Raw genomic sequence first — 20,731 nt, 5'->3', positions numbered from 1 at the left:
AAAAATTTATGGATAAAGCGGGGTATTCCACAATCCTGCTGTTTCTTCCATCCCCATTAGTATATTTGCATTTTGAATGGCCTGCCCTGCGGCACCTTTCACTAAATTATCAATTACAGAAACAATTGTGGCCCTTCCTGTTCTTTCATCATAAGCGACACCTATATCGCAAAAATTCGAGCCATATACTTGTTTTGTAGAAGGAAAACGATCTAGCGGCTGCATTCGGACAAATGGATGGTTTTCATAAATGGTTTCATACAAATCCCTTAATTCGGCCGTTGAAGTTTGCCGATTTAGTTTAACGTACATTGTGGCCATGATCCCTCTTGTCATCGGGACGAGATGGGTGTTAAAAGATATCGGCTGTATATCTTTTGACCATCGTCCAAGCTGTTGCTCAATTTCTGGTATATGTTGATGCTGGTTCACTTTGTATATTTTGAAGTTTTCATTCATTTCACTATAATGGGTTACAACCGAAGGAGACTTCCCCGCCCCGGACACCCCGGATTTAGCATCAATAATAACATCTGACCCTGTAGCCCATCCCTCCGTAAATAAAGGGGCAAGGCCAAGCAATGTAGCGGTTGGGTAACAACCTGGATTTGCAATGATAGTGGATTGCCTGATTTCCTCGGCATTCCATTCTGCTAGACCGTATACAGCTTTTTCAATGATTGATTGAGGGGCAGCCTCTTTTTTGTACCAACGTTCATATTCTCCTGGAGTTTGAAGCCTGAGGTCCCCTGACAAATCAATCACTTTCAAATCAAGATCAGAAAATTCCGAAATCAATTGCGAGGAAACACCCGAAGGCGTAGCGAGAAAAACAATATCAGATTTTTTTGCGATTTTTTCCGGATCAATGGCTTCTAATTTATCTTTCATATGCATTAAATGCGCATTATCTTCATGAATACTCCGACCAAATTGGGAAGAAGTATGTAAGGATTCTATTTGCAGATGAGGATGATTATTCAGGAACCTTATTAGCTCCAATCCTCCATATCCTGTAGCTCCGACAATTGAAACGTTCATAAAACCACTCCTATATTCTAGTCCCTGTCATTCTTTGATTCTACTATTATATGATTGAATAAAAATAAAATCAAATGTATTTTTATGAAATTACTAAATTATATAAAAAATTCTCTCTTTTGTTACTACTATTTGATATATTTTTCGATTAAGCTGCCGGCCCCTGGGCCTTTCACTCGGTTAAGGGTCAGATCCAACTGGTGTTTTCCTGTATAAAAAGCTTTCACTGCCACCTTCATGCACCTATCTATACATTTTGTAATGTGGCTCCCATATCTCCCAACCTCTTTCAGTTGTACTTTTGCATGTGTTCTCATAGAATACTTGGAAAACTTCCGCTCTTCTCCATCCAATTGTATTGAATAAATCAAAAAATTATATCTTATTTCAACATATACATGCATAAAAATCGCATAATTTATTCATTCATGCCTATAAACAAAAAAACGGGATGGCATCATTGCCACCCCGTTTTTTTGCTTGTCCTATCAAGATTGAACGTTAACCGCCAATAAAGGACATTTCAATTTTTTCTTGTTTTTTCACAGTACCTTCTACCCGCTCATCCGAATAACGATCATCACGATGGTTCCAAAGGGAGATGATATGGGCTGTCAATTCTTCATCGGTCATCTCTGAACGAACCAAAGACTTCAGGTCATGCCCTTTTCCATTAAATAAACAGGTATATAGGCTACCGTTTGCAGAAAGACGTGCCCGTGTACAACTTGAACAGAACGACTCGGAAACAGAGGTGATGAAACCTACCTCTGTTGTGGTTCCTTTATAACGATAACGTTTTGCCACTTCCCCGAAATAATCTTCTTCCACGGGTTCCAAATCGAACTCTCCCTGTAGCATTTCGAGCAATTCTTTTTTCGTTATAACATTTTTAAGCTGCCAGCCATTTGTATGGCCCACATCCATGAATTCTATATATCGTAGTTGAATGCCCTCTTGTTTACAAAAACGAGCCATGGGCAGGATTTGGGATTCGTTCGTTTCTTTTTTAACAACCATGTTAACCTTGACCCCAAGTCCCGCTTTTTTAGCGGCCTCAATGCCTTCCAAAACTGGTTTTATCCCGATATTCCGACCATTCATCTGTTTAAATAGATCATCGTCCAGACTATCCAGGCTGATATTCACCCGCTGTATACCGGCAGCCTTTAAACCGGCAGCATGTTTCTTCAAAAACACGCCGTTGGTGGTCAACCCTATATCTTCTATTCCTTCAATTAAGACAAGTTCAGAAATAAGTGTAGTAAGGTCTTTACGCAAAAGCGGTTCCCCACCCGTCAACCTTAACTTTTTCACACCTAGTTTTGCAAAGATTGTTGAAATCCTTATAATTTCTTCATATGATAAAAGCTCACTCTTAGGGAGGAACTGGAAATTTTCGTGAAAAATTTCAGCCGGCATACAATACTGACAACGGAAGTTACAGCGATCGATGACGGAAATCCTTAAATCTCTTAATGGCCTATCTAAAGAATCTTTTATTTGACTGGTCAACTAACCACCCCTAGCCCTCGTGGATTAGAAAAAGCCAGACCAATAAAAAGCTGCTCCACAAAATGAGGATTCACCGTTTTTTGACTGGCTTTATATTCATTCTTATACACGGAAATTTATTTAATGCCTAACGCAATTTTTGCATATCTGGACATGCGGTCCTTGGACCATGGTGGACTCCACACAATTTGCACGTCCGTTTCTTTTACTTCCGGAATATCTTCCAGCACTAATTTCACTTGGTCCACGATAGTTCCAGCCAATGGACAGCCCATTGCCGTCAATGTCATTTTCACAGTCGTTAATCCTGCTTCATCCATATCCACATCATATACCAAACCTAAATTCACGATATCTATTCCAAGCTCTGGGTCAATTACCTGCTCCAAAGCTCCCATAATAATGTCTTTTGTATCTTGATCCATCTAATTCACTCCTTTTGTAATCCATATACCACGATATTTATGCTGGATGATGATAGTAAAATAGTTAACACTATCTTCATATTAGAATCATAACAGATTTTACGTGTTCATTTAAGCTTTTTGTATAGTTGGCAATAAATGTTTCTCAAACCATTGCACCGTTTGTAGTACACCTTCCCTACTTACTTTATGAGCCGCCCTCTTATCGAGAATGAACTTTATCTTATCATCCATTTCATTATAACTTGATTTTAGCTCTTCATAAAAGCGATATGCATATTGATAAGGGACAACATGATCTTTAGCACCATGCCAAAACAATAATGGACGATTAGCTAATTTATCTCGATTCAAGCTAAGGTCAAATGGCTTGAGCTGTGCAATCGATTGGGTGATTTCCTCTTCGGTAAGAGGGAAATCGATTTCTCTTTTTTTAATTTCCCCAATTTGGAGTTCCGCAAAAGCAACGTATGAGGGGGTGCCCATCAAGCTCACCCCGGCTGATAACCAATCATAGGTGGCTAGCGCCCCATGTGTCACAATACCACCCATTGAACTGCCTGCAATGCCGATACTTGTAGGATCGATCAATTTACGAGAAAGTAAATCGTTCTTAAGTAAAGGCAATTCTTTTATGGTCTGTAATACCATTTCCCAAAAGCGTGGCATCAACTCGGATTCACTATGACCTGCCTCTCTCTCACCATGGTAGACAACATCGGGAAGAATCACGCGAAACCCCTTCTCAGCCATCAGGTAGGCATAATGGAGATTATGTTCCTTTGCACTTTGAAACCCATGTATGAATATCACAAGCGGTAGTTCGTCATTAAAAACAGACTGCTCACCAACATGCAAAACAGGAATATGCCCTATTAATTCCTTCTCAATTATTACCAATTCAATCCCTCCGAATAATTCATGTTTACAGCAGATTGACCACTAGGTGACTCAACCATAATTTTAAAAAAACTTTTTAAGTATGTTCGAAAAATAGTCCGCTACAATCCAGTGAATATTATAACCGTTCATTTAGTAATATCATACAGGAATGCATAAAGAATGAAAAAGAATTACAATTCCTTTAAACTAAGCTTAACAATATTCGCATATAATGAAATTAAAAAGAACAGAAGGTGCTATATATGACTGAAAAACATTTAATCGTATTGGATCTTGACGGAACATTACTTACCGATAAGAAAATAATATCCCCACGTACAAAAGAGACCCTTTTAAAATTGAAAAGCGATGGGCATGAGGTCATGATTGCAACAGGCCGCCCCTACCGCTCAAGCGCACTCTATTATCGTGAATTGGGATTGACTACACCCATCGTGAATTTCAATGGAGCTTTTGTCCACCATCCTTTGCAGACAAGCTGGGGGATGTACCATTCACCCCTCGACATCAAGATTGCCAAAGAAATCGTCGATGCATGTGATCAATTCAGCTATCATAACATCATCGCTGAGGTCAGAGATGATTTATATGTCCATCATCATGACGAAAAATTGATGGATATGTTCAATGTGGGAAATCCAAAAATGACAAGCGGCGACCTCAGGAATTTCCTGAAGGATTCCCCTACATCGATGCTCATCCATACCGATAGTGAATATGTCGGTCAAATCCGGCAGCATTTATCGGATGTTCACGCCGAATTGGTGGATCACCGTCGTTGGGCAGAGCCCTTTCACATCATTGAAATCATTAAAAGTGGCTTAAGTAAGGCTGTCGGGCTTCAAAGGGTATCCACTTATTTGGACATCCCCAAAAATCGGATCATCGCATTCGGGGATGAGGATAATGATTTAGAAATGCTTGATTACGCAGGAACTGGTGTCGCAATGGGGAATGCCATAGAACTGGTGAAAAACGTGGCGAATACGACCACCTTAACCAATGAAGAAGATGGCATTGCCATTTTCCTTGAGGAAAAATTCAATCTGAAATAACGTCATTTTTTACCTTTATAAAATTCCTTCAAAAAGCCACACTAGTAGAGACAACATCTTGAAAGTTGTTGTCAAACGCTCAGATATGGAGGAGATAATAATGGGAACAAAATCAAAACGGTTTGTACAGCAAGGCAAAGAAAGTGTTGCCAAACACGCTGAAAAAATCCCTTATCACACTACGTATGCAGAGGCTGAAAAGGACAGATTAAGAATTATGTCAGAACAAAGCTATGGTGGCTTCTAATGGGAAACAAATTATTCCAGCAAGCAAGGGAATTTGTTGACGAAGCTCTCCACTCTGAGCAGGATGGCGACCAAAAAACTGTGGAAATCGCTAAAAATGCTCTTTCCTCGGCGAATGCCAATACGAATAACGCTGAAAAAGAGCAGTTGCGTGAACTTCAGGAAAAATTGGAAAACCATCTTAAATAAGTAAGAGAGAAAAGCCTCCAGAATTTCTGGAGGCTTTTCTCTCTTACTCGTTATTCCTGGCCTTGCCGCCTTTTTCACCGATTTCTTTATAAAAATCTTTACCATGGGAATCGGATGTGGCTTCCCCACCCTTTTGACCAATTTCCTGATAAAATTCTTTGTTGTGGTTATCCGAAGTTGCTTCTCCGCCTTTTTGTCCAATCTCTTGGTAGAAATCCTTGTCGTGATTTTTTGAAGTGGCTTCGCCACCTTTACGTCCGGCTTCTTCCCTACTCATTTTTTCAGCCTTATCCATTGTTAATCACTCCTTATCAAGATTTGTTCTTGGCGTTACGTTCCTTATTTATCCATTTTGTACAGGCCCTAAACGTAAATCAACCTCATCTCTCCATTTGTCACTGAAGTGCAACGACTTTGAAAAAAATGGTAAAAACGCTCTTTTATTCTCTTCGGAAGGTACCGACAATTCCTGACGTTTCAATGATATTCGTGAAGGCATGTGGATCGACTTCTTGAATGATTCTCTCCAGATCATATAATTCATACCGGGTGATGACAATCATCAGCATTTCCTTACTTTCATTGGTGAATGCCCCTTTGGCAGGTAACCTTGTAATGCCTCGAACCAATTGCGCATGAATGGCTTCTTTCAGTTCCTCGCTTTGCTTAGTAATGATCATCGCTGTTAACTTTTCATGGCGTGTATGTATGGCATCCACCACTCGAGTTGATGTATAGAGTGTAACGAGCGTATATAAAGCCTTTTCCGGTCCATAAATTGCGCCCGCCGACAAGATGATTATGCCATTCAGAAGAAATAAATAAGTTCCGACAGGCTTATCTTTTTTACGCGATAAAAGCATGGCGATTATATCCATACCACCTGTTGATGCACCGTATTTCAAGGTTATCCCAACTCCAACAGCCGCTATTACACCACCAAACACAGCATTTAATAAAATGTCGGGCGACCATCGTGTAAGTGGAATGATTTCCATGAATAAACTCATCAATATAACACTAAGGAAGCTATAAAAGGTAAAGGACTTCCCGACTTTTTTCCAGGCAATTATTGTGACTGGAATATTTAAGAGAAAGAGTAAGATACCCGTAGAAACATTAAATGGTGCAAAAGATCCTATAATACTTGATAATAGCTGGGCCACCCCCGTAAATCCACTTGCATAGACGTTGGCGGGAATCAGGAAAAAGTTCATTGCAACAGCATTTAAAAATGCACCAATTATGACTACTAAAATTTTCTTTACCTCGTTACCGTACAACCAAAAAACCTCCTAATATATTCTATTTTCAGTGGCCAATTCCCCTTATTTTCTCTTTCTACAAACGTAGTGATTGTATTTTTACCGTTACGTGCTAAACTAATAAGAGTAAAAAACACATTTACTAAATTTTGTAAAAAAGAAAGCGGGTGTATTATGGCTATCACGATTCTTGCGGATAGTGCATGTGATTTGCCATTGTCTTTCTATAGAGAAAACAATGTATCATTGATCCCTTTACAGGTTCATTTGGATGGGCAAAATTACGAAGATATCCTTTCCATCAATTCAAAGGAAATATTCCAAGCCATGCTTAATGGTAAAGCCCCTAAAACTTCACAAGTTTCTCCTGAACATTTCCTGAAGGTTTTCACGGAATTTGCCAAGGAGAAAAAACAAGGCATTTATATAGCCTTTTCTTCTGAGTTATCCGGGACTTACCAAACAGCCGTTATGATTCATAACCAGGTTAAGGAAGAATACCCTGATTTGGACATAGAAATCATCAACACAAAATGTGCTTCATTGGGTATAGGCATGATTGTAGAACAAGCTGCCCAGTTAGCAACAAACGGAGCTTCCAAAGAAGAAATTTTAGCACATATAGAATTCCTCATCAAGCATATGGAGCACCTATTCACAGTAGGTGACCTTGAATACTTGGCGCGGGGTGGCCGTATCTCCAAAACATCTGCCCTTGTTGGGGGATTATTAAACATTAAACCGCTACTGAATGTAGAGGATGGAAAGCTTGTTCCACTTGAGAAGATACGCGGCAAAAAGAAATTGGTGAAAAGAATGATGGATTTAATGCATGAGCGAGGCAAAAATCTTTCTACCCAAACGATCGCCATTTGTCACGGTGATGACGAAGAATCAGCATTAGAATGGAAAGAAGCCATTCAAAATGAATTTGGAACGACCAATTTCATGATTCACTCAATCGGTTCGGTAATTGGGGCACATACTGGTCCAGGTACAATTGGTATCTTCTTCTTAAACGATACCCCTGCGAAATCATAAATATGCATACTCCCTCTTATAATTGTGAACAATACCTATTGATCATGATTATGAAAGGGAGTTTTATTATGTCAAAAACCAAAGATAACAATAAAAGACCCGAAGATAACCAAGCAAGAAACGCTGAAAAAAATATCGCCTACCAAGAAAATCTCAAAGCAGGAAAACACTCTTATTCGAAAAAAACAGATCATAAATGAAGCGAGGGGGAATCCACCCTCGTTTTTTCTTTACAGCACTTATCTCATCCCACCTACTCTACCGACTGAATGTCTTGTCTTCCTTACTTATCTTCTCTATAATAAAAGAAATAAAACCTGCTGGAGGTAAGTAATGGCAAAGGAAAATTCATTCGATATCGTATCCAAAGTAGATTTCCCTGAAGTGATAAATGCTGTAACCATGGCAATGAAAGAAATACAAACACGCTATGACTTTAAAGGAAGCTTAAGCAATATCACCATCGACAAAGAAGACCTCGTTTTGGTTTCTGACGATGAATATAAACTTGATCAATTAAAGGATGTATTAATCAGTAAGCTTGTAAAACGTGGGGTTCCTATCAAAAACCTGGATTATGGAAAAATTGAAGGCGCTTCAGGCGGCACGGTCCGTCAACGGGCTAAGCTCATTCAAGGCATCGACAAAGAGCAAGCAAAAAAAATCAATACCATCATTAAAAACAGTGGACTAAAAGTCAAAAGTCAAATTCAAGATGATCAAATTCGCGTTACCGGTAAAAACAGGGATGACCTACAAGGCATCATCTCTGCCATTCGTGGCGCTGATTTATCCATCGAAGTACAGTTTTTAAATTACCGTTAATGGCAAGCTCACCCGTTTTGGGTGGGCTTTTTTCATTCAGGTTTTTGACACCTCCCACCAAGGACTTCAGTATCTAAACTTTTTAAAAAAACGATGCCTCCATTATTATATTCCCTTCTTACTCAACCATTTTTTTAGCAGAACCTAAATGCGTCTGCATCTCACCTTCATTCATAATGTGTATCGTTTCCGAGGAGAGTGGAAAAGCTATTCTTGCGTGATTCAACATGTTTAAACCATTCAAAAAAAAGGAATAGTAGGAAAAACAAAATTCAGGAGGGTTATTCATGGCTGAACAAAATAAACAAGGATTTCCACCGCAACACCAACAACATCAACCAGGAGTAGAGACAAAGATGGATCCGAATCCTGAGTCGGTAAAATCGGAATATAAAGGCAGTGGCAAATTAAAAGGGAAAACGGCTATTGTAACTGGTGGAGATAGTGGTATTGGTAAATCGGTCGCCATCTATTATGCAAAAGAAGGAGCCAATGTAGTTGTAGCCTATTTGGATGAGCACGAAGATGCGAAAAAAACCAAGGAATTAATCGAACAGGAAGGGCAAAAATGCTTGCTTCTTGCAGGTGATATCGGTGACGAAGCATTCTGTCAAGATATCGTCAAACAAACAATCGAAGAATTCGGCGGCTTAGATATCCTTGTAAACAATGCGGGTGAACAACATGTGCAAGAAAGCCTCCTAGACATATCGGCTGAGCAATTGGAAAAAACGTTCCGAACAAATATCTTTTCCATGTTCCACTTGACGAAAGCCGCTTTGAAGCATTTGAAAAAAGGAAGCAGCATCATCAATACAACCTCAATCACAGCTTATCAAGGTAATCCAAAATTAATTGATTACTCTTCCACTAAAGGTGCCATCTTAGCATTTACACGAGCGCTTTCCAACTCCATTTCCAAAGATGGAATCCGTGTGAATGGTGTAGCTCCAGGGCCTATCTGGACGCCGCTTATCCCTGCATCATTCGGTGAAGAAGATGTAGCCAAATTCGGTCAAAATACACCAATGGGTCGTGCTGGACAGCCAGAAGAATTGGCACCCGCCTATGTATACCTTGCGAGTGACGATTCATCTTACGTCAGCGGACAAGTCATCCACGTGAATGGTGGTTCCGTAGTGAACGGTTAATCATAAAAATGATAAAGGCAGCGGATCTTCTGAAGATCCGCTGCCTTTTTTATTATCCTGAAGGATTCAGTTTAGAATTGTCGAATTCAAGGACAAGAAAGGAGTTGTTTTTATGAATACAATTGTCGATCCTTGGTTTACTGTTACAGAATTAGATCCGAAAACGTTTGCGATTAGTGAATATGGCCATTGGGAGAAAGTACATTCCTTTTTATTGCTAGGGAAGGAAAAGGCAGCCTTGATCGATACCGGATTAGGAATCGATCACATAAAACGGATAACGGATCAATTAACCGATCTTCCCATTATTGTCCTGACTACACATGTACATGCTGATCATATTGGAAGCCATGGCGAATTCGATACTATATATGTTCATCAAGATGATGCGGACTGGCTGATTAACGGAATTAAAGGATTGTCTTTAGATCAAATACGAAAAGATATGAGCAGAGACATCACAAGGCCTGTACCAAAATCATTTAACCCTCATACATATCGTCCATTTCAAGGGATTCCTGATAAAGTACTTGTAGACGGAGATATCATCCATCTCGGGAAACGTGATTTGGCCATTTACCATACACCTGGGCATTCACCGGGTCACATTTCTATTTTCGACCAGCCAACAGGCTATTTATTTACCGGAGACCTATTTTATGCTGAAACCCCCATCTACGCATTTTATCCATCGACGAATCCTGTTGACCTTGTTAATTCTTTAGAAAGAATTGCTCAAATAAAAGGCGTCTCCAAAATATATGGGGGGCATAACCAACTGGGACTCGAGTCAACAACCCTTTTCGACGCACTTGAAGGGGTTCAGTACCTTCGGGAACATAACCTGCATAGGCATGGAACCGGTATTCATTCATTCAATAGCTTCAGCGTACAATTTTAACGTACCATAAAGGTATCGTGAGACATAATGCTCATAATGCTCCATTCCCTTTAATAATTCATGACCAACGATTCTTGTTTTAAAGGTCGGCAGGAACTCCTTTCCACGAAATAATGGGGAATGATGATTCCTCCCGGCTCTTTTCCATTCTGTAACTTTTGGATGATTGATTTGGCTGCCTGGTATCCAAGATCGAAGATGTTTATATCGACTGAAGTAAGTGCAGGCAGGGAAAATTCTGAGAAAAGTACGTTATTAAAGCTGACGACTGATATTTCTTCGGGAGTGCGTATCCCCATCTCTCTTAGTCCGTGGACAATTCCAAGTGCTACACATTCATCACTTACAATCAATGCGCTCGGAGGCTCTTCAATAGATAAAAAACTATTTGCCGCTGCCCGTCCACCATTATGTAAAAATTCCCCCTGAATCGTATATTCGCTTCTAGGTACGATGCCTGCCCTTTTTAATGCATTTTCATATCCAGCTAAGCGATCGAGTGTCATCACATACTTTTTGTCACCACCAATGAAGCCAATTCTTTCATGCCCTAATTGAAGTAGATAATCTGTCGCCTGTTCTGCTGCCAGGATATTATCATTATCCACATACGATATTTCATCTATAAAATCATATGGCTTTCCAATCATGACGAATGGAAAATCCCTCGCTTTTAGATAGGTAAGAATGTGGTCATTCATCCTTGAATACATGAGGATGATGCCATCAACCATCCCCCCCTGTACCATCTTCACGATTCCTTCGTAGATTTCATCCTCCGTCTTCCCTGTGCTCAGTAACAGAGAATATTGTTTTTCCTGAGCCCCTTCGCTAAGCCCTTGGAGGATTGTTGAAAAGTACGGATTTTGATAAATAACGCTTGACGAACAAGGTAAGACCAAACCTATAATCCTAGTGGATTGATTCGCAAGACTGCGTGCAATGAAATTCGGATGATATCCCAACTTTTCCATTGCTTTACGCACACGCACTTTGGTTTTCTCGCTAATTCGAGGATTGTTTGCAATCACTCGCGAAACTGTTGAAGGTGCTACATTCGCCAGTTGAGCTACATCTTTTATCGTAATTGCCATGAATCACCTGTCTCCTCTCATAGTATGAATGACTTTTCTGAATCACCTACGTGCAAGTCAATAATACTTTCCCAATACATTAAATAAATATACAATTATATGTATCTATAATACACTCAACATAACACTTATATCCATTATTTTTTTCAAATTTTCCAATATTTTAAGAATATCAACTTTACGTTTCTTCCCCAGTTTCGAAAAAAAAGGAGCTGAATTAAATCAGCTCCATGATTGAAATAAATATGTTTGAATAAATGGACAGAAGTCAGACGACCAACCACTTCAGTACCAGCAATGGTTGCGTGCTTCCCTATTGATAATAAATCCTCACTTCGTAGGGTCGTAAATTCAGTCTGGAATGGTCTTCAATACCCTCATAATTCGCTAATAATAGTTCCATATCCCCCCAACCTGATGCATCGATATAGTGATGATTCGAACTAAAGTTGCAGATAACCTTCACTGACTCGCCATTCATTTGTCTTGTATAAATATAAAGTTCGGAATGATCCTCCCATAATAAATCATATTCCCCATATACTAATACTTGATGTTTTTTCCGAAGAACGATCATCTTTTTATAAAAGTGATAGATGGAATCAGGATTATTCTTTTGCTCTTCCACATTTATCGCACGATAATTGGAGTTCACTTTCATCCATGGCGTTCCATCCGTAAACCCCCCATGTTCCGTATCATTCCATTGCATGGGTGTTCGCGAATTGTCACGACCATTCTGCCAAATGATTTGCATGATTTCATCATGGGAGCGTCCCTTCGAGGTCTCAATTTGATAAAAATTCTTCATGCCTACATCATCATAATCATCAATGGAATCGAATTGTACGTTGGTCATGCCGATTTCCTGCCCTTGATAAATAAATGGTGTCCCTTGCATAAAAAAGTACAGAGCACCAATCATTTTTGCGCTCTCCAACCAATATTGATGATCGTTTCCCCATGTGGATACACTTCTCGGTTGGTCATGATTTTCAAAAAACAAAGCATTCCAGCCTTTATTATGAAGTCCCTTTTGCCATTTTGTCATGGTCCTTTTCAACTCAAACACGTCTACATGATGATCATGTCCCCGATTCCATAGACCCAGATGGTCGAATTGAAAAATCATATTGAACTTTCCGTTTTCTTCCCCGACCCAGTCGTCCGCTTGTTCAATCCTTACGCCATTGGCCTCACCAACGGTCATAATATCATACTTTGCAAAAGTTTCTTCCTTAAGCTCCTGGAGGTAATCCAATATCCCTTCCTGATTGGTATGCATCTCAAACGCCGGGACATATTGGTGCCAATAAGGATTGGGCATATCAGGCAAACCTTCGCGCTTATGGATATGTGTAATGGCATCAATCCGGAAACCATCGATGCCTTTGTCTAGCCACCAGGTCACCATATTGTATAACGCCTGCCGTACTTCGTTACTTTTCCAATTTAAATCGGGTTGTTTTTCTGCGAATAAATGTAGGTAGAATTGATTTGACCATTCATCGAACTTCCATGCACTCCCTGAAAAAATACTTTCCCAGTTGTTCGGTTCCCTGCCATCCTTGCCGTCTCTCCAAATATACCAATCTCGTTTTGGGTTTTCCTTTGAAGAACGCGACTCCACGAACCAAGGATGTTCATCACTCGTATGATTGATCACCAAGTCAAGAATCACCTTCATGCCGCGTCGATGCACGTCTTCCAACAAATATTCCAAGTCACCCATCGTACCGAATTCCTCGGAAACCGCTTGATAATCGCTGATATCGTATCCATTATCAGCGTTGGGGGACCTGTAGAACGGGCAAATCCAAATCACATCAATGCCAAGTTCCTGCAAGTAATCCAGCTTGGAAATCAATCCCCTTAAATCTCCCACTCCATCACCGTTACTATCCATGAAACTGCGTGGGTAAACTTGATAGCAAACAGCCTCTTTCCACCAGGTCTTTTTCATGCTGTACACCCCCGATTCGGATTCAGTATTCCACAAAGCCTTAGGGACATCGTTTTATAGCTGCCATAAATCGAGAGGTACATGTTTACTTTAATCGATTCCTCTTTGAACGTTTCAGGATCAAAGCAATAAAAATACCAAAAATGACAAGGACCAACCCGATAATAATCAAGTAAGGAATATTGATTGTCGACTTGGAGGCAAGGGTATAAACCTCCGCTGATTCCCTGTCGATTACAATGGAGTAGCTGTTGTCCTTACTACGCACCAAATCCCCATTTAGCATGCCTCTCAACTCTTTATTCTCTTCAAGATTCTTTTCAGCAAGTTTTATCGTTTGCGTTTTTGTTGTGTTATTCATAACGACTACCACCGTTTCGTCGTCATATACACGTTTAAAGACCGCTGTACCACCCTTTTGGTACAAAACCTTCATATTTCCTTTAGATAATGCAGGGTACATTTCACGAAGGTCAGAAAGTTTTGTTATATATTCCACTAGTTCTTGTTCTGTCTTAAAATTCATCAATTGATGATTATTCGGTGCTTTATCGCCATTAAGAGCAATTTCCGATCCATACATCACAATTGGAACGCCCGGTGTCGTATAAATATATGATAAGGCCATCTTCCATCTTGCTCCCGGGTTTTCGTTATGGTCGGCTGCATCCTTAGTAAAACGGGGCATATTCTGGGTATCCATGAACAATGCCTGTGTAAAGCTCGGATCTTTAGCAGCATCCAATACAGGAGCCAGGTCTTGATCTGGGGCAGCAAACGCTTTCCGAAGTTCTGCATTTTGTGGGTAATCCATGAAAGCATCGATACCTGCTTCTTTATAACTTGCAATCAAATCGGCATCGCCTTGAACGTCACCAACGGTATAGAAATTTGATTTTTCAGATTTGACGACTTTAACGAATTCTTTCCAAAAATCCTTTGGGACGTGTTGAACTTGATTGAGACGGTACCCATCAATATTCGTTTCTGCAATCCACCATTTTGCAGCATCTAATAAATATTCCCGTGTTTCCTGATTATCTTGATTTAAATCCGGAAGGCCATTAACCCAGCCGCTTTCCAGATTCCTTTGTCCACTATCCATGGAAATATCCTTTTTTTCATGGAACCAGTCTTTTTTATCTGGATCGTTCAGCCAGGAATGATTCGGTCCTACATTATTGACCTGAAAATCGAGGATCACCTTCATCTCGCGACTATGAGCCTCATTAACTAGCTTTTTGAATTCTTTTTTCGTACCATAGTGTGCATCTGTTTTATAAAAATCCTTCACCCAGTCCCCATGGTATCCATTATCTTCATTAGAAAAAATAGGAGACAGAATGATAGCGGTATATCCCATATCTTTTAGGTAATTTAGCTTTTTCGTAACTCCTTCGAAATCTCCACCATTAAAGGCCGAAGGATTCAATACATCAGCATCCCCATTATTTTTAGGATTTCCATCAAAAAATCTGTCTATCATTACTGAGTATGCGATTTCATCCTTCCACGTTCGTTGTTCTTTTTCAGCTGCTCCTACAGGAATGGCGTAAAAAAGAAGCAACGGAATTAAAGCGAGTGATAACACCCTTTTTTTCATATCCGCTCTCCTCCTAGCTATCTCTTTACGCCTTTAAGATTATCCGTTTGTCCCCCCTAACGTCAAATCCATATTATAAATAATTTTACACATATGAGACAATATGGATGGCGACTGATATGACAAAAGGATATTCAATCATCGTACCTTCTCACTATCTTCTTTACCGCTTCGTCCAGAGCCGCTTTCGGTTTGCTTTCCAAAGCAGTGATTTGTTTCATGGCAGAATCCATCGGGCCCCACACTTTATTCATTTCTGGAATATTCGGTACTGGTTCTGCGTATTGTAATTGTATGGCAATGGCTTGTGCTCTTTCACTATCTTTAATAGCCTTATGATCACTGATCGTTTTCATAGGGGGAATTTCCCCCGTTTTTTCGAAGCGAAGCAGCGCATTCTTTTCATTTGATAAATATTCGACTAATTTTGTGGACCAATAAGGATATTGGGTGAAAGCAGTAATATGCCATCCTTTCATTTCAAGGATTGTTTTCATCGGGGTCCCTTTTGGCAATTTTGGCATCGGCGCGATACCGACATCCTCCCTCTCCATCAATGCAGTTTTTGAACTCATGATGGAGGCTACCTTCCCCTCCCTAAACATTTTTTCCAAATCTTCCTTGTCACCTTCTGGAATGGCGCGAGCTTTATACCATTTCTGAATATAGCTTGCACCTCTTACTGCACCTTCATTATTTAAGCCAATATCCGCAGGACTTACTGTCTTCCCATCCCGTTTGAATACATATCCGCCCATCCCAATTACTATTCCATATGCCTCATGGAAATCGTTCCATGCAGCCGCGAATCCATATTCCTTTCCTTGGCGCATTTTTTTTGCTTTTTTATACAATTCATTCATAGTTTTAGGGGCCTGGGGTAACATTCTCCTGTCATACACCAAAACAGAAGTGACCGCTGACTTCGGCAAGCCGAAAAGCTTTCCTTGATAGGTTTCCGCGAAAACCGCCGTTTCTAAAAATGGGGTTACCACTTCTTCAGCCACCTTTATTTCCTGAATTAGCCCCTCCTCCACTAACTGACCAACCTTTTCATGAGAAAGGGTCACGATATCCGGGGATTTCCCAATCGGTCCTTTCCGTCGTAATTGTGTATACATTCCATCGTCTACATCGACCTCTTTGTATTCCACCCTGATGCCGTATTCCTTTTCGAACCCTTTAAGGATGGGGTTTAAAGCACCCCCTTTTTTCTCTTCCTCCCAAACGATCAATTTTTCCGGTTTTTCTTCATTCGTGATTTCTTGTTCACGCTTCTTACTTTCCTTCACTATTTTAGGTTCCTTATTTGTACTGGATTCGCAAGCACTTCCGGTAGCGATTAGAAATAGGGACATTAATAAGTAGATCATCGACTTCTTCACTTTTATTCTCCTTTTAGAATGTTTGATTCTATCATGTCCCAAATCCCCCAATTGTTTACGCCACTGGAAAAATTACAGAACGTAAGTCGTACAGTGAATACGGAATCCAGCGTCATTGTTACCATTATATGAGAAGACTTACGTTTTACAACATTTACCTATATCTATTTATATTCTTGAAAAGAAGCAATCTTTTTCCGATTTTTTTAGTAATTAGGTGCTTTTTTTCAAGAAAATGGGTATATACTTTACATAAGAATTTTGAAATATCAATATTCTTCATCTTGTTATATGTACATATTATTCCTCCCATTAGCAGACTGATAGTTCTACCTGCAATCAAAAATTAATCCTGACTAGAATTGGAGTGTTTTTCAATGGAACGATCGTCCATCCAGCACCGTCCTACTGACAATTTCGCTTACAGCATCGACGCCGAAACTCTTCATATCCGCCTTCGTACAAAAAAACAAGATATTTCATCTGTCGGACTTATTTTCGGGGACCCCAATTTGCTTGATGATGGTCATTGGCAGTATGATCAAGCGCCTATGGACCTTTCCGGAAGTGATAGCAATTATGATTATTGGCAGATTTACGTGAAGCCACCCTACCGGAGAATCAGATATGGATTTAAGCTTCATTCTGGAGAAGAAGAACTCATCTACACGGAGAAAGGATTTTTCGAGGAGGCTCCAGATGATACAGGCTGTTATTTCGCCGTTCCATATCTTCATGCAAATGAAGTATTCCATGCACCTGTATGGGTAAAGGATACCGTTTGGTACCAAATCTTCCCTGAGAGATTCGCAAATGGAAATCCCGATAACGATCCGGTTGGTGCGAAGCCTTGGGGCAGCGAAGAACCAACAGTGGATAATTTCTTTGGAGGGGACTTCGAAGGGATTATCGAACATCTGGATTACTTAGAGGACCTTGGCATAAGCGGCCTCTATTTAACTCCCATTTTCCACGCTCATTCCAACCATAAATATGACACGATCGATTATATGGAAATCGATCCGCAATTCGGTACTAAAGAGAATTTGAAAAAGCTGGTTGCAGAATGCCATAAACGAAATATCCGTGTCATGCTCGACGCTGTCTTCAACCACAGTGGGTATTATTTTCCTCCGTTTCAAGACCTTCTTGAAAAAGGGGAGAACTCGAAATATAAGGATTGGTTCCATCCCCATGGTTTTCCCTTAAAAGGGGGAGAATGGCCCAATTATGAAACATTCGGTTTCTTTGAGTCGATGCCAAAATTGAATACAGCCAATCCTGACGTCAAAGAATATCTCTTGGAAGCCGCTGCCTATTGGATCAAGGAGTTCGATATTGATGGCTGGAGGCTCGATGTAGCCAATGAAGTTGATTCACCATTCTGGCGTGATTTCCGGAAAACAGTGAAAACCATTAAGCCTGATCTGTATATTCTTGGGGAAATATGGCATGATTCCATGCCATGGCTGAGGGGTGACCAATTCGATGCTGTCATGAATTACCCATTTACCAATAACGTGTTCCGTCTTGTCGCCTCACAAACTATCGATGCTAGGCAGTTCATCGAAGAAATGACAGCCATCTACCATAGCTATCCAACTAATGTATTTGATGTTACATTCAACCTTCTGGGAAGCCACGATACACCACGTATCTTTACAGACTGCGGGGAAGACTTGGCAAGAGCCATGCTGATTCACGCCATTCTGCTGACTTTCAATGGCAGTCCCTGTATCTATTATGGAGATGAAATAGGCTTAACCGGCGACCAGGATCCCGGTTGTCGCAAATGCATGGTATGGGAGGAAGAGAAACAGAACCGTGAACTTTTTAACGCAATCAAGGAATTGATTGCATTACGAAAAGAAGAAGGTTTGCTTGCAAATGATGGACATTTCGAGTTCCTTAATTCATCTGATAACAAAAATGTCGTCGCCTATCGAAAGTTCAACGAGGCACGCTCTGTTGTAATCCTGCTTAACCCGACAGATCGCCCACAGTCTTATACCCTGCCTTTTGAAACAGGTCATTCCATTGTCGATTTAAGAACGAAGGAAATAACGAAGGAGGGCCGCTTTGAACTAGGTGGCTATCAATATAGAATTCTTGCATTTGATCATTGAGGCAAGGAAAAGGGGCACGCGTACTATACGCTGCCCCTTTTTTTCAATCAATGATTTGAATATCATATTGCTTGAACCATACATCTATCTGAGCCAAATGAGCGATTAACTGGGGACCTGACATCAATTGCCCGAACCAAGGCACCTTAAAAGCGGCTCCCTTTGACTCGACTATATCGTTCATTTTCTGCTGATCGAAGAACTCATGCAGGACGGAACTTTTGTCAGTCAAGATATCTTTTAACCACGTTTGCACACGGTCCGTATAGACTGGGTTATGGGTCTTCGGGTAGGGACTTTTTTTACGGTATAACACCTCATCGGGCAACATCCCTTCTAACGCTTTACGTAATATCCCCTTCTCCCGGTTACCTGTCATCTTCATATCCCAAGGGATGTTCCAGGCATATTCGACCAAACGGTGATCCGCAAATGGAACTCGCACTTCAAGACTTGCCCCCATGCTCATCCGGTCTTTCCGATCAAGGAGTGTTGTCATGAACCATAATAAATTGACGTAGAAAAGCTCCCTGCGCTTAGCGTCCTCCCCTTTTTCCCCCTCGAGCCTTGGCGTTTCTCGAACAGTCGTCAAATACGCTTCTCTCGCATATTCTTCCAACCCCAATTTTTCCCGCCATCCCTCTTTCAGTAGCGATTCCCGCTCACCGGTCGACCTCATCCATGGAAATCCAGGGCGGTTTAAATCCTCTGGACGATGAAACCATGGATACCCACCAAAAATTTCATCTGCACACTCCCCTGATAAACCGACCACGAAATCTTGCTTTATTTCTTTACAGAACCAAAGCAAGGAGGAATCAACATCCGCCATTCCCGGTAGGTCCCGGACATGGACGGCCTCAATTAAATAATCGGTTAACTGCTCCTGGGTAATGATTGAAGAATGATGTACCGTGTTGAAAGTATCCGACATTTTCTTAATCCAGGGTCCGTCAGAGTTAGGCTGGAATTCATTCGCCTTAAAATATTTCTCATTATCCTCATAATCTATGGAATACGTATGCAACCTTCCTTTACCATCTTTCAAGTATTCATTCGCTGCTATAGCAGTAATCGCACTTGAATCGACTCCCCCTGACAAAAAGCTACATAGCGGGACATCGGAGACGAGTTGCCTGGTCACGGCATCTTTTAATAGAAAGCGAACTTTTTCAGATGTCTCATCCAGTGAATCACGATGTTCTTCACTCTGAACATTCCAGTATCTCCATATCCGCAGACCTTTTCTGGATAAAGTAAGTGCATGGGCAGGCCTCAGTTCCTTCACACCATGAAAAACACCTGAACCCGGAGTTCGAGAAGGGCCCACTCCAAACACTTGGGCTAGACCTTCCCTGTCGATTTCCGTTTTGACGTCCGGATGAGCCAGTATCGCCTTTAGTTCAGATCCAAAAATGAACCCTCCGTTCCTTTCAGCATAGAAGAACGGCTTAACACCCATACGGTCTCTACCAATGAATAATTTCTGTTCTCTTTCATCCCAAATCGCAAAGGCAAAAATCCCATTAAATAACTCGACACACTTTTCCTTCCACTCTATATATGAAGTTAGTAAAACTTCTGTATCAGAATGGCCTTTAAAGGAATATCCTTTTAATAATAGTTGTTTTCGAATGTCTTCGGTGTTATATAATTCGCCGTTGTAACAAAGGGTATATCTGCCGTCTTCGCCTTCCTTTGTCATCGGCTGTTTTCCGCCCTCTGCATCGACAACCGTTAATCTTTTATGGCCAAAGGCAACGTGGGATTCGCTCCATACATTCTCCGCATCCGGACCCCTCTTTGCCAATGTTTTTGTCATCTGTTCGACTGTTTTAGTTTCCGTCCGTAAATCCTTTTGAAAATGCACCCAACCTGTAATTCCACACATCACACTTCACCCTTTCCATCTGGACGATCAAATAATATAGCCGTCTGCCTTTTAAGTATTAGGTATCCATAACGTTACGTTCTGGCCTTAATTCCAAGTATTCTACTTTGCA

General features: G+C 40.7%; 19 protein-coding genes and 1 pseudogene. 9 read left to right on the top strand and 11 right to left on the bottom strand.

All coding sequences use genetic code 11. The features are described 5' to 3' along the window. Window positions 1-6: 6 nt before the first annotated feature. The 4 genes from argC to ACIQXN_RS07885 form a co-directional block, all read right to left on the bottom strand. Window positions 7-1,041, bottom strand: a complete 1,035-nt coding sequence (gene argC / locus ACIQXN_RS07900; RefSeq protein WP_402964284.1) for an N-acetyl-gamma-glutamyl-phosphate reductase — start codon at window positions 1,039-1,041, stop codon at window positions 7-9. A 501-nt stretch (window positions 1,042-1,542) separates the two neighbouring features. Continuing rightward, complete coding sequence (gene moaA, locus ACIQXN_RS07895) at window positions 1,543-2,556, bottom strand: GTP 3',8-cyclase MoaA (protein WP_402964281.1); 1,014 nt, start codon at window positions 2,554-2,556, stop codon at window positions 1,543-1,545. Between the two features lie 116 nt (window positions 2,557-2,672). Continuing rightward, window positions 2,673-2,981, bottom strand: coding sequence for a metal-sulfur cluster assembly factor (locus ACIQXN_RS07890; protein WP_402867769.1), 309 nt, complete (start codon window positions 2,979-2,981; stop codon window positions 2,673-2,675). 111 nt (window positions 2,982-3,092) lie between these two features. Beyond that, window positions 3,093-3,881 carry a prolyl oligopeptidase family serine peptidase gene (locus tag ACIQXN_RS07885; RefSeq protein ID WP_402964278.1) on the bottom strand — a complete coding sequence of 263 codons (789 nt, stop codon included), beginning with the start codon at window positions 3,879-3,881 and terminating at the stop codon, window positions 3,093-3,095. Window positions 3,882-4,126: 245 nt separating this feature from the next. Between ACIQXN_RS07885 and ACIQXN_RS07880 the strand changes: the two genes are divergently transcribed. The 3 genes from ACIQXN_RS07880 to ACIQXN_RS07870 all read left to right on the top strand — a co-directional run bounded on the left by ACIQXN_RS07880 (window position 4,127) and on the right by ACIQXN_RS07870 (window position 5,374). Next, on the top strand, window positions 4,127-4,939 hold the full coding sequence (locus tag ACIQXN_RS07880) for a Cof-type HAD-IIB family hydrolase (RefSeq protein ID WP_402964275.1): 813 nt from the start codon (window positions 4,127-4,129) through the stop codon (window positions 4,937-4,939). A 100-nt stretch (window positions 4,940-5,039) separates the two neighbouring features. Further along, window positions 5,040-5,186 (top strand): hypothetical protein, encoded by a 147-nt coding sequence (locus tag ACIQXN_RS07875; RefSeq protein WP_402867766.1) that lies wholly within the window; start codon window positions 5,040-5,042, stop codon window positions 5,184-5,186. Beyond that, on the top strand, window positions 5,186-5,374 hold the full coding sequence (locus ACIQXN_RS07870) for a DUF3813 domain-containing protein (protein WP_402964272.1): 189 nt from the start codon (window positions 5,186-5,188) through the stop codon (window positions 5,372-5,374). Before ACIQXN_RS07875 ends, ACIQXN_RS07870 begins: the two co-directional genes overlap by 1 nt. Before the next feature lie 49 nt (window positions 5,375-5,423). Here the strand turns inward: ACIQXN_RS07870 and gsiB are convergent. Continuing rightward, window positions 5,424-5,669: pseudogene (gsiB, locus tag ACIQXN_RS07865) on the bottom strand (glucose starvation-inducible protein GsiB); the annotation flags it as partial. A gap of 145 nt (window positions 5,670-5,814) precedes the next feature. Next, entirely contained in the window at window positions 5,815-6,657 is an 843-nt protein-coding gene (locus ACIQXN_RS07860) for a YitT family protein (protein ID WP_402964269.1), read from the bottom strand. 156 nt (window positions 6,658-6,813) lie between these two features. Here ACIQXN_RS07860 and ACIQXN_RS07855 point away from each other — a divergent pair, with 156 nt between their 5' ends. The 5 genes from ACIQXN_RS07855 to ACIQXN_RS07835 all read left to right on the top strand — a co-directional run bounded on the left by ACIQXN_RS07855 (window position 6,814) and on the right by ACIQXN_RS07835 (window position 10,557). Next, window positions 6,814-7,680, top strand: coding sequence for a DegV family protein (locus ACIQXN_RS07855; protein ID WP_402964266.1), 867 nt, complete (start codon window positions 6,814-6,816; stop codon window positions 7,678-7,680). Between the two features lie 68 nt (window positions 7,681-7,748). Then, window positions 7,749-7,880 (top strand): DUF3941 domain-containing protein, encoded by a 132-nt coding sequence (locus ACIQXN_RS07850; protein ID WP_402964263.1) that lies wholly within the window; start codon window positions 7,749-7,751, stop codon window positions 7,878-7,880. Between the two features lie 133 nt (window positions 7,881-8,013). Then, entirely contained in the window at window positions 8,014-8,505 is a 492-nt protein-coding gene (locus ACIQXN_RS07845) for a YajQ family cyclic di-GMP-binding protein (protein ID WP_402964260.1), read from the top strand. 287 nt (window positions 8,506-8,792) lie between these two features. Continuing rightward, the gene (locus tag ACIQXN_RS07840; RefSeq protein WP_402964257.1) at window positions 8,793-9,656 is read left to right on the top strand and encodes an SDR family oxidoreductase; all 864 of its coding nucleotides are present in this window, start codon (window positions 8,793-8,795) and stop codon (window positions 9,654-9,656) included. Between the two features lie 112 nt (window positions 9,657-9,768). Next, window positions 9,769-10,557 carry an MBL fold metallo-hydrolase gene (locus tag ACIQXN_RS07835; protein ID WP_402964254.1) on the top strand — a complete coding sequence of 263 codons (789 nt, stop codon included), beginning with the start codon at window positions 9,769-9,771 and terminating at the stop codon, window positions 10,555-10,557. A 50-nt stretch (window positions 10,558-10,607) separates the two neighbouring features. Here ACIQXN_RS07835 and ACIQXN_RS07830 read toward each other — a convergent pair whose 3' ends face one another. The 4 genes from ACIQXN_RS07830 to ACIQXN_RS07815 all read right to left on the bottom strand — a co-directional run bounded on the left by ACIQXN_RS07830 (window position 10,608) and on the right by ACIQXN_RS07815 (window position 16,602). After that, window positions 10,608-11,651: a LacI family DNA-binding transcriptional regulator gene (locus ACIQXN_RS07830; RefSeq protein WP_402964251.1), complete on the bottom strand. Its 1,044-nt coding sequence runs from the start codon at window positions 11,649-11,651 to the stop codon at window positions 10,608-10,610. Window positions 11,652-11,964: 313 nt separating this feature from the next. Beyond that, complete coding sequence (locus ACIQXN_RS07825; RefSeq protein WP_402964248.1) at window positions 11,965-13,614, bottom strand: glycoside hydrolase family 13 protein; 1,650 nt, start codon at window positions 13,612-13,614, stop codon at window positions 11,965-11,967. Between the two features lie 85 nt (window positions 13,615-13,699). Continuing rightward, the gene (locus tag ACIQXN_RS07820; RefSeq protein WP_402964245.1) at window positions 13,700-15,217 is read right to left on the bottom strand and encodes an alpha-amylase family glycosyl hydrolase; all 1,518 of its coding nucleotides are present in this window, start codon (window positions 15,215-15,217) and stop codon (window positions 13,700-13,702) included. A 134-nt stretch (window positions 15,218-15,351) separates the two neighbouring features. Then, window positions 15,352-16,602, bottom strand: coding sequence for an extracellular solute-binding protein (locus tag ACIQXN_RS07815; protein WP_402964242.1), 1,251 nt, complete (start codon window positions 16,600-16,602; stop codon window positions 15,352-15,354). A gap of 377 nt (window positions 16,603-16,979) precedes the next feature. On the opposite strand from ACIQXN_RS07815, the gene ACIQXN_RS07810 reads away from it, so the two are divergent. Further along, window positions 16,980-18,728 (top strand): alpha-glycosidase, encoded by a 1,749-nt coding sequence (locus ACIQXN_RS07810; RefSeq protein ID WP_402964239.1) that lies wholly within the window; start codon window positions 16,980-16,982, stop codon window positions 18,726-18,728. A 43-nt stretch (window positions 18,729-18,771) separates the two neighbouring features. On the opposite strand, the gene asnB is transcribed toward ACIQXN_RS07810, so the two are convergent. Then, complete coding sequence (gene asnB, locus ACIQXN_RS07805; RefSeq protein ID WP_402964236.1) at window positions 18,772-20,619, bottom strand: asparagine synthase (glutamine-hydrolyzing); 1,848 nt, start codon at window positions 20,617-20,619, stop codon at window positions 18,772-18,774. Between the last annotated feature and the right edge of the window lie 112 nt (window positions 20,620-20,731).

The sequence above is a fragment of the Peribacillus sp. NPDC097295 genome, from assembly GCF_044761665.1.
Taxonomy (GTDB): Bacteria; Bacillota; Bacilli; order Bacillales; family DSM-1321; genus Peribacillus.
Note: the sequence above shows the minus strand (reverse complement) of the source record. Positions and strands in the feature narration are given on the sequence as shown.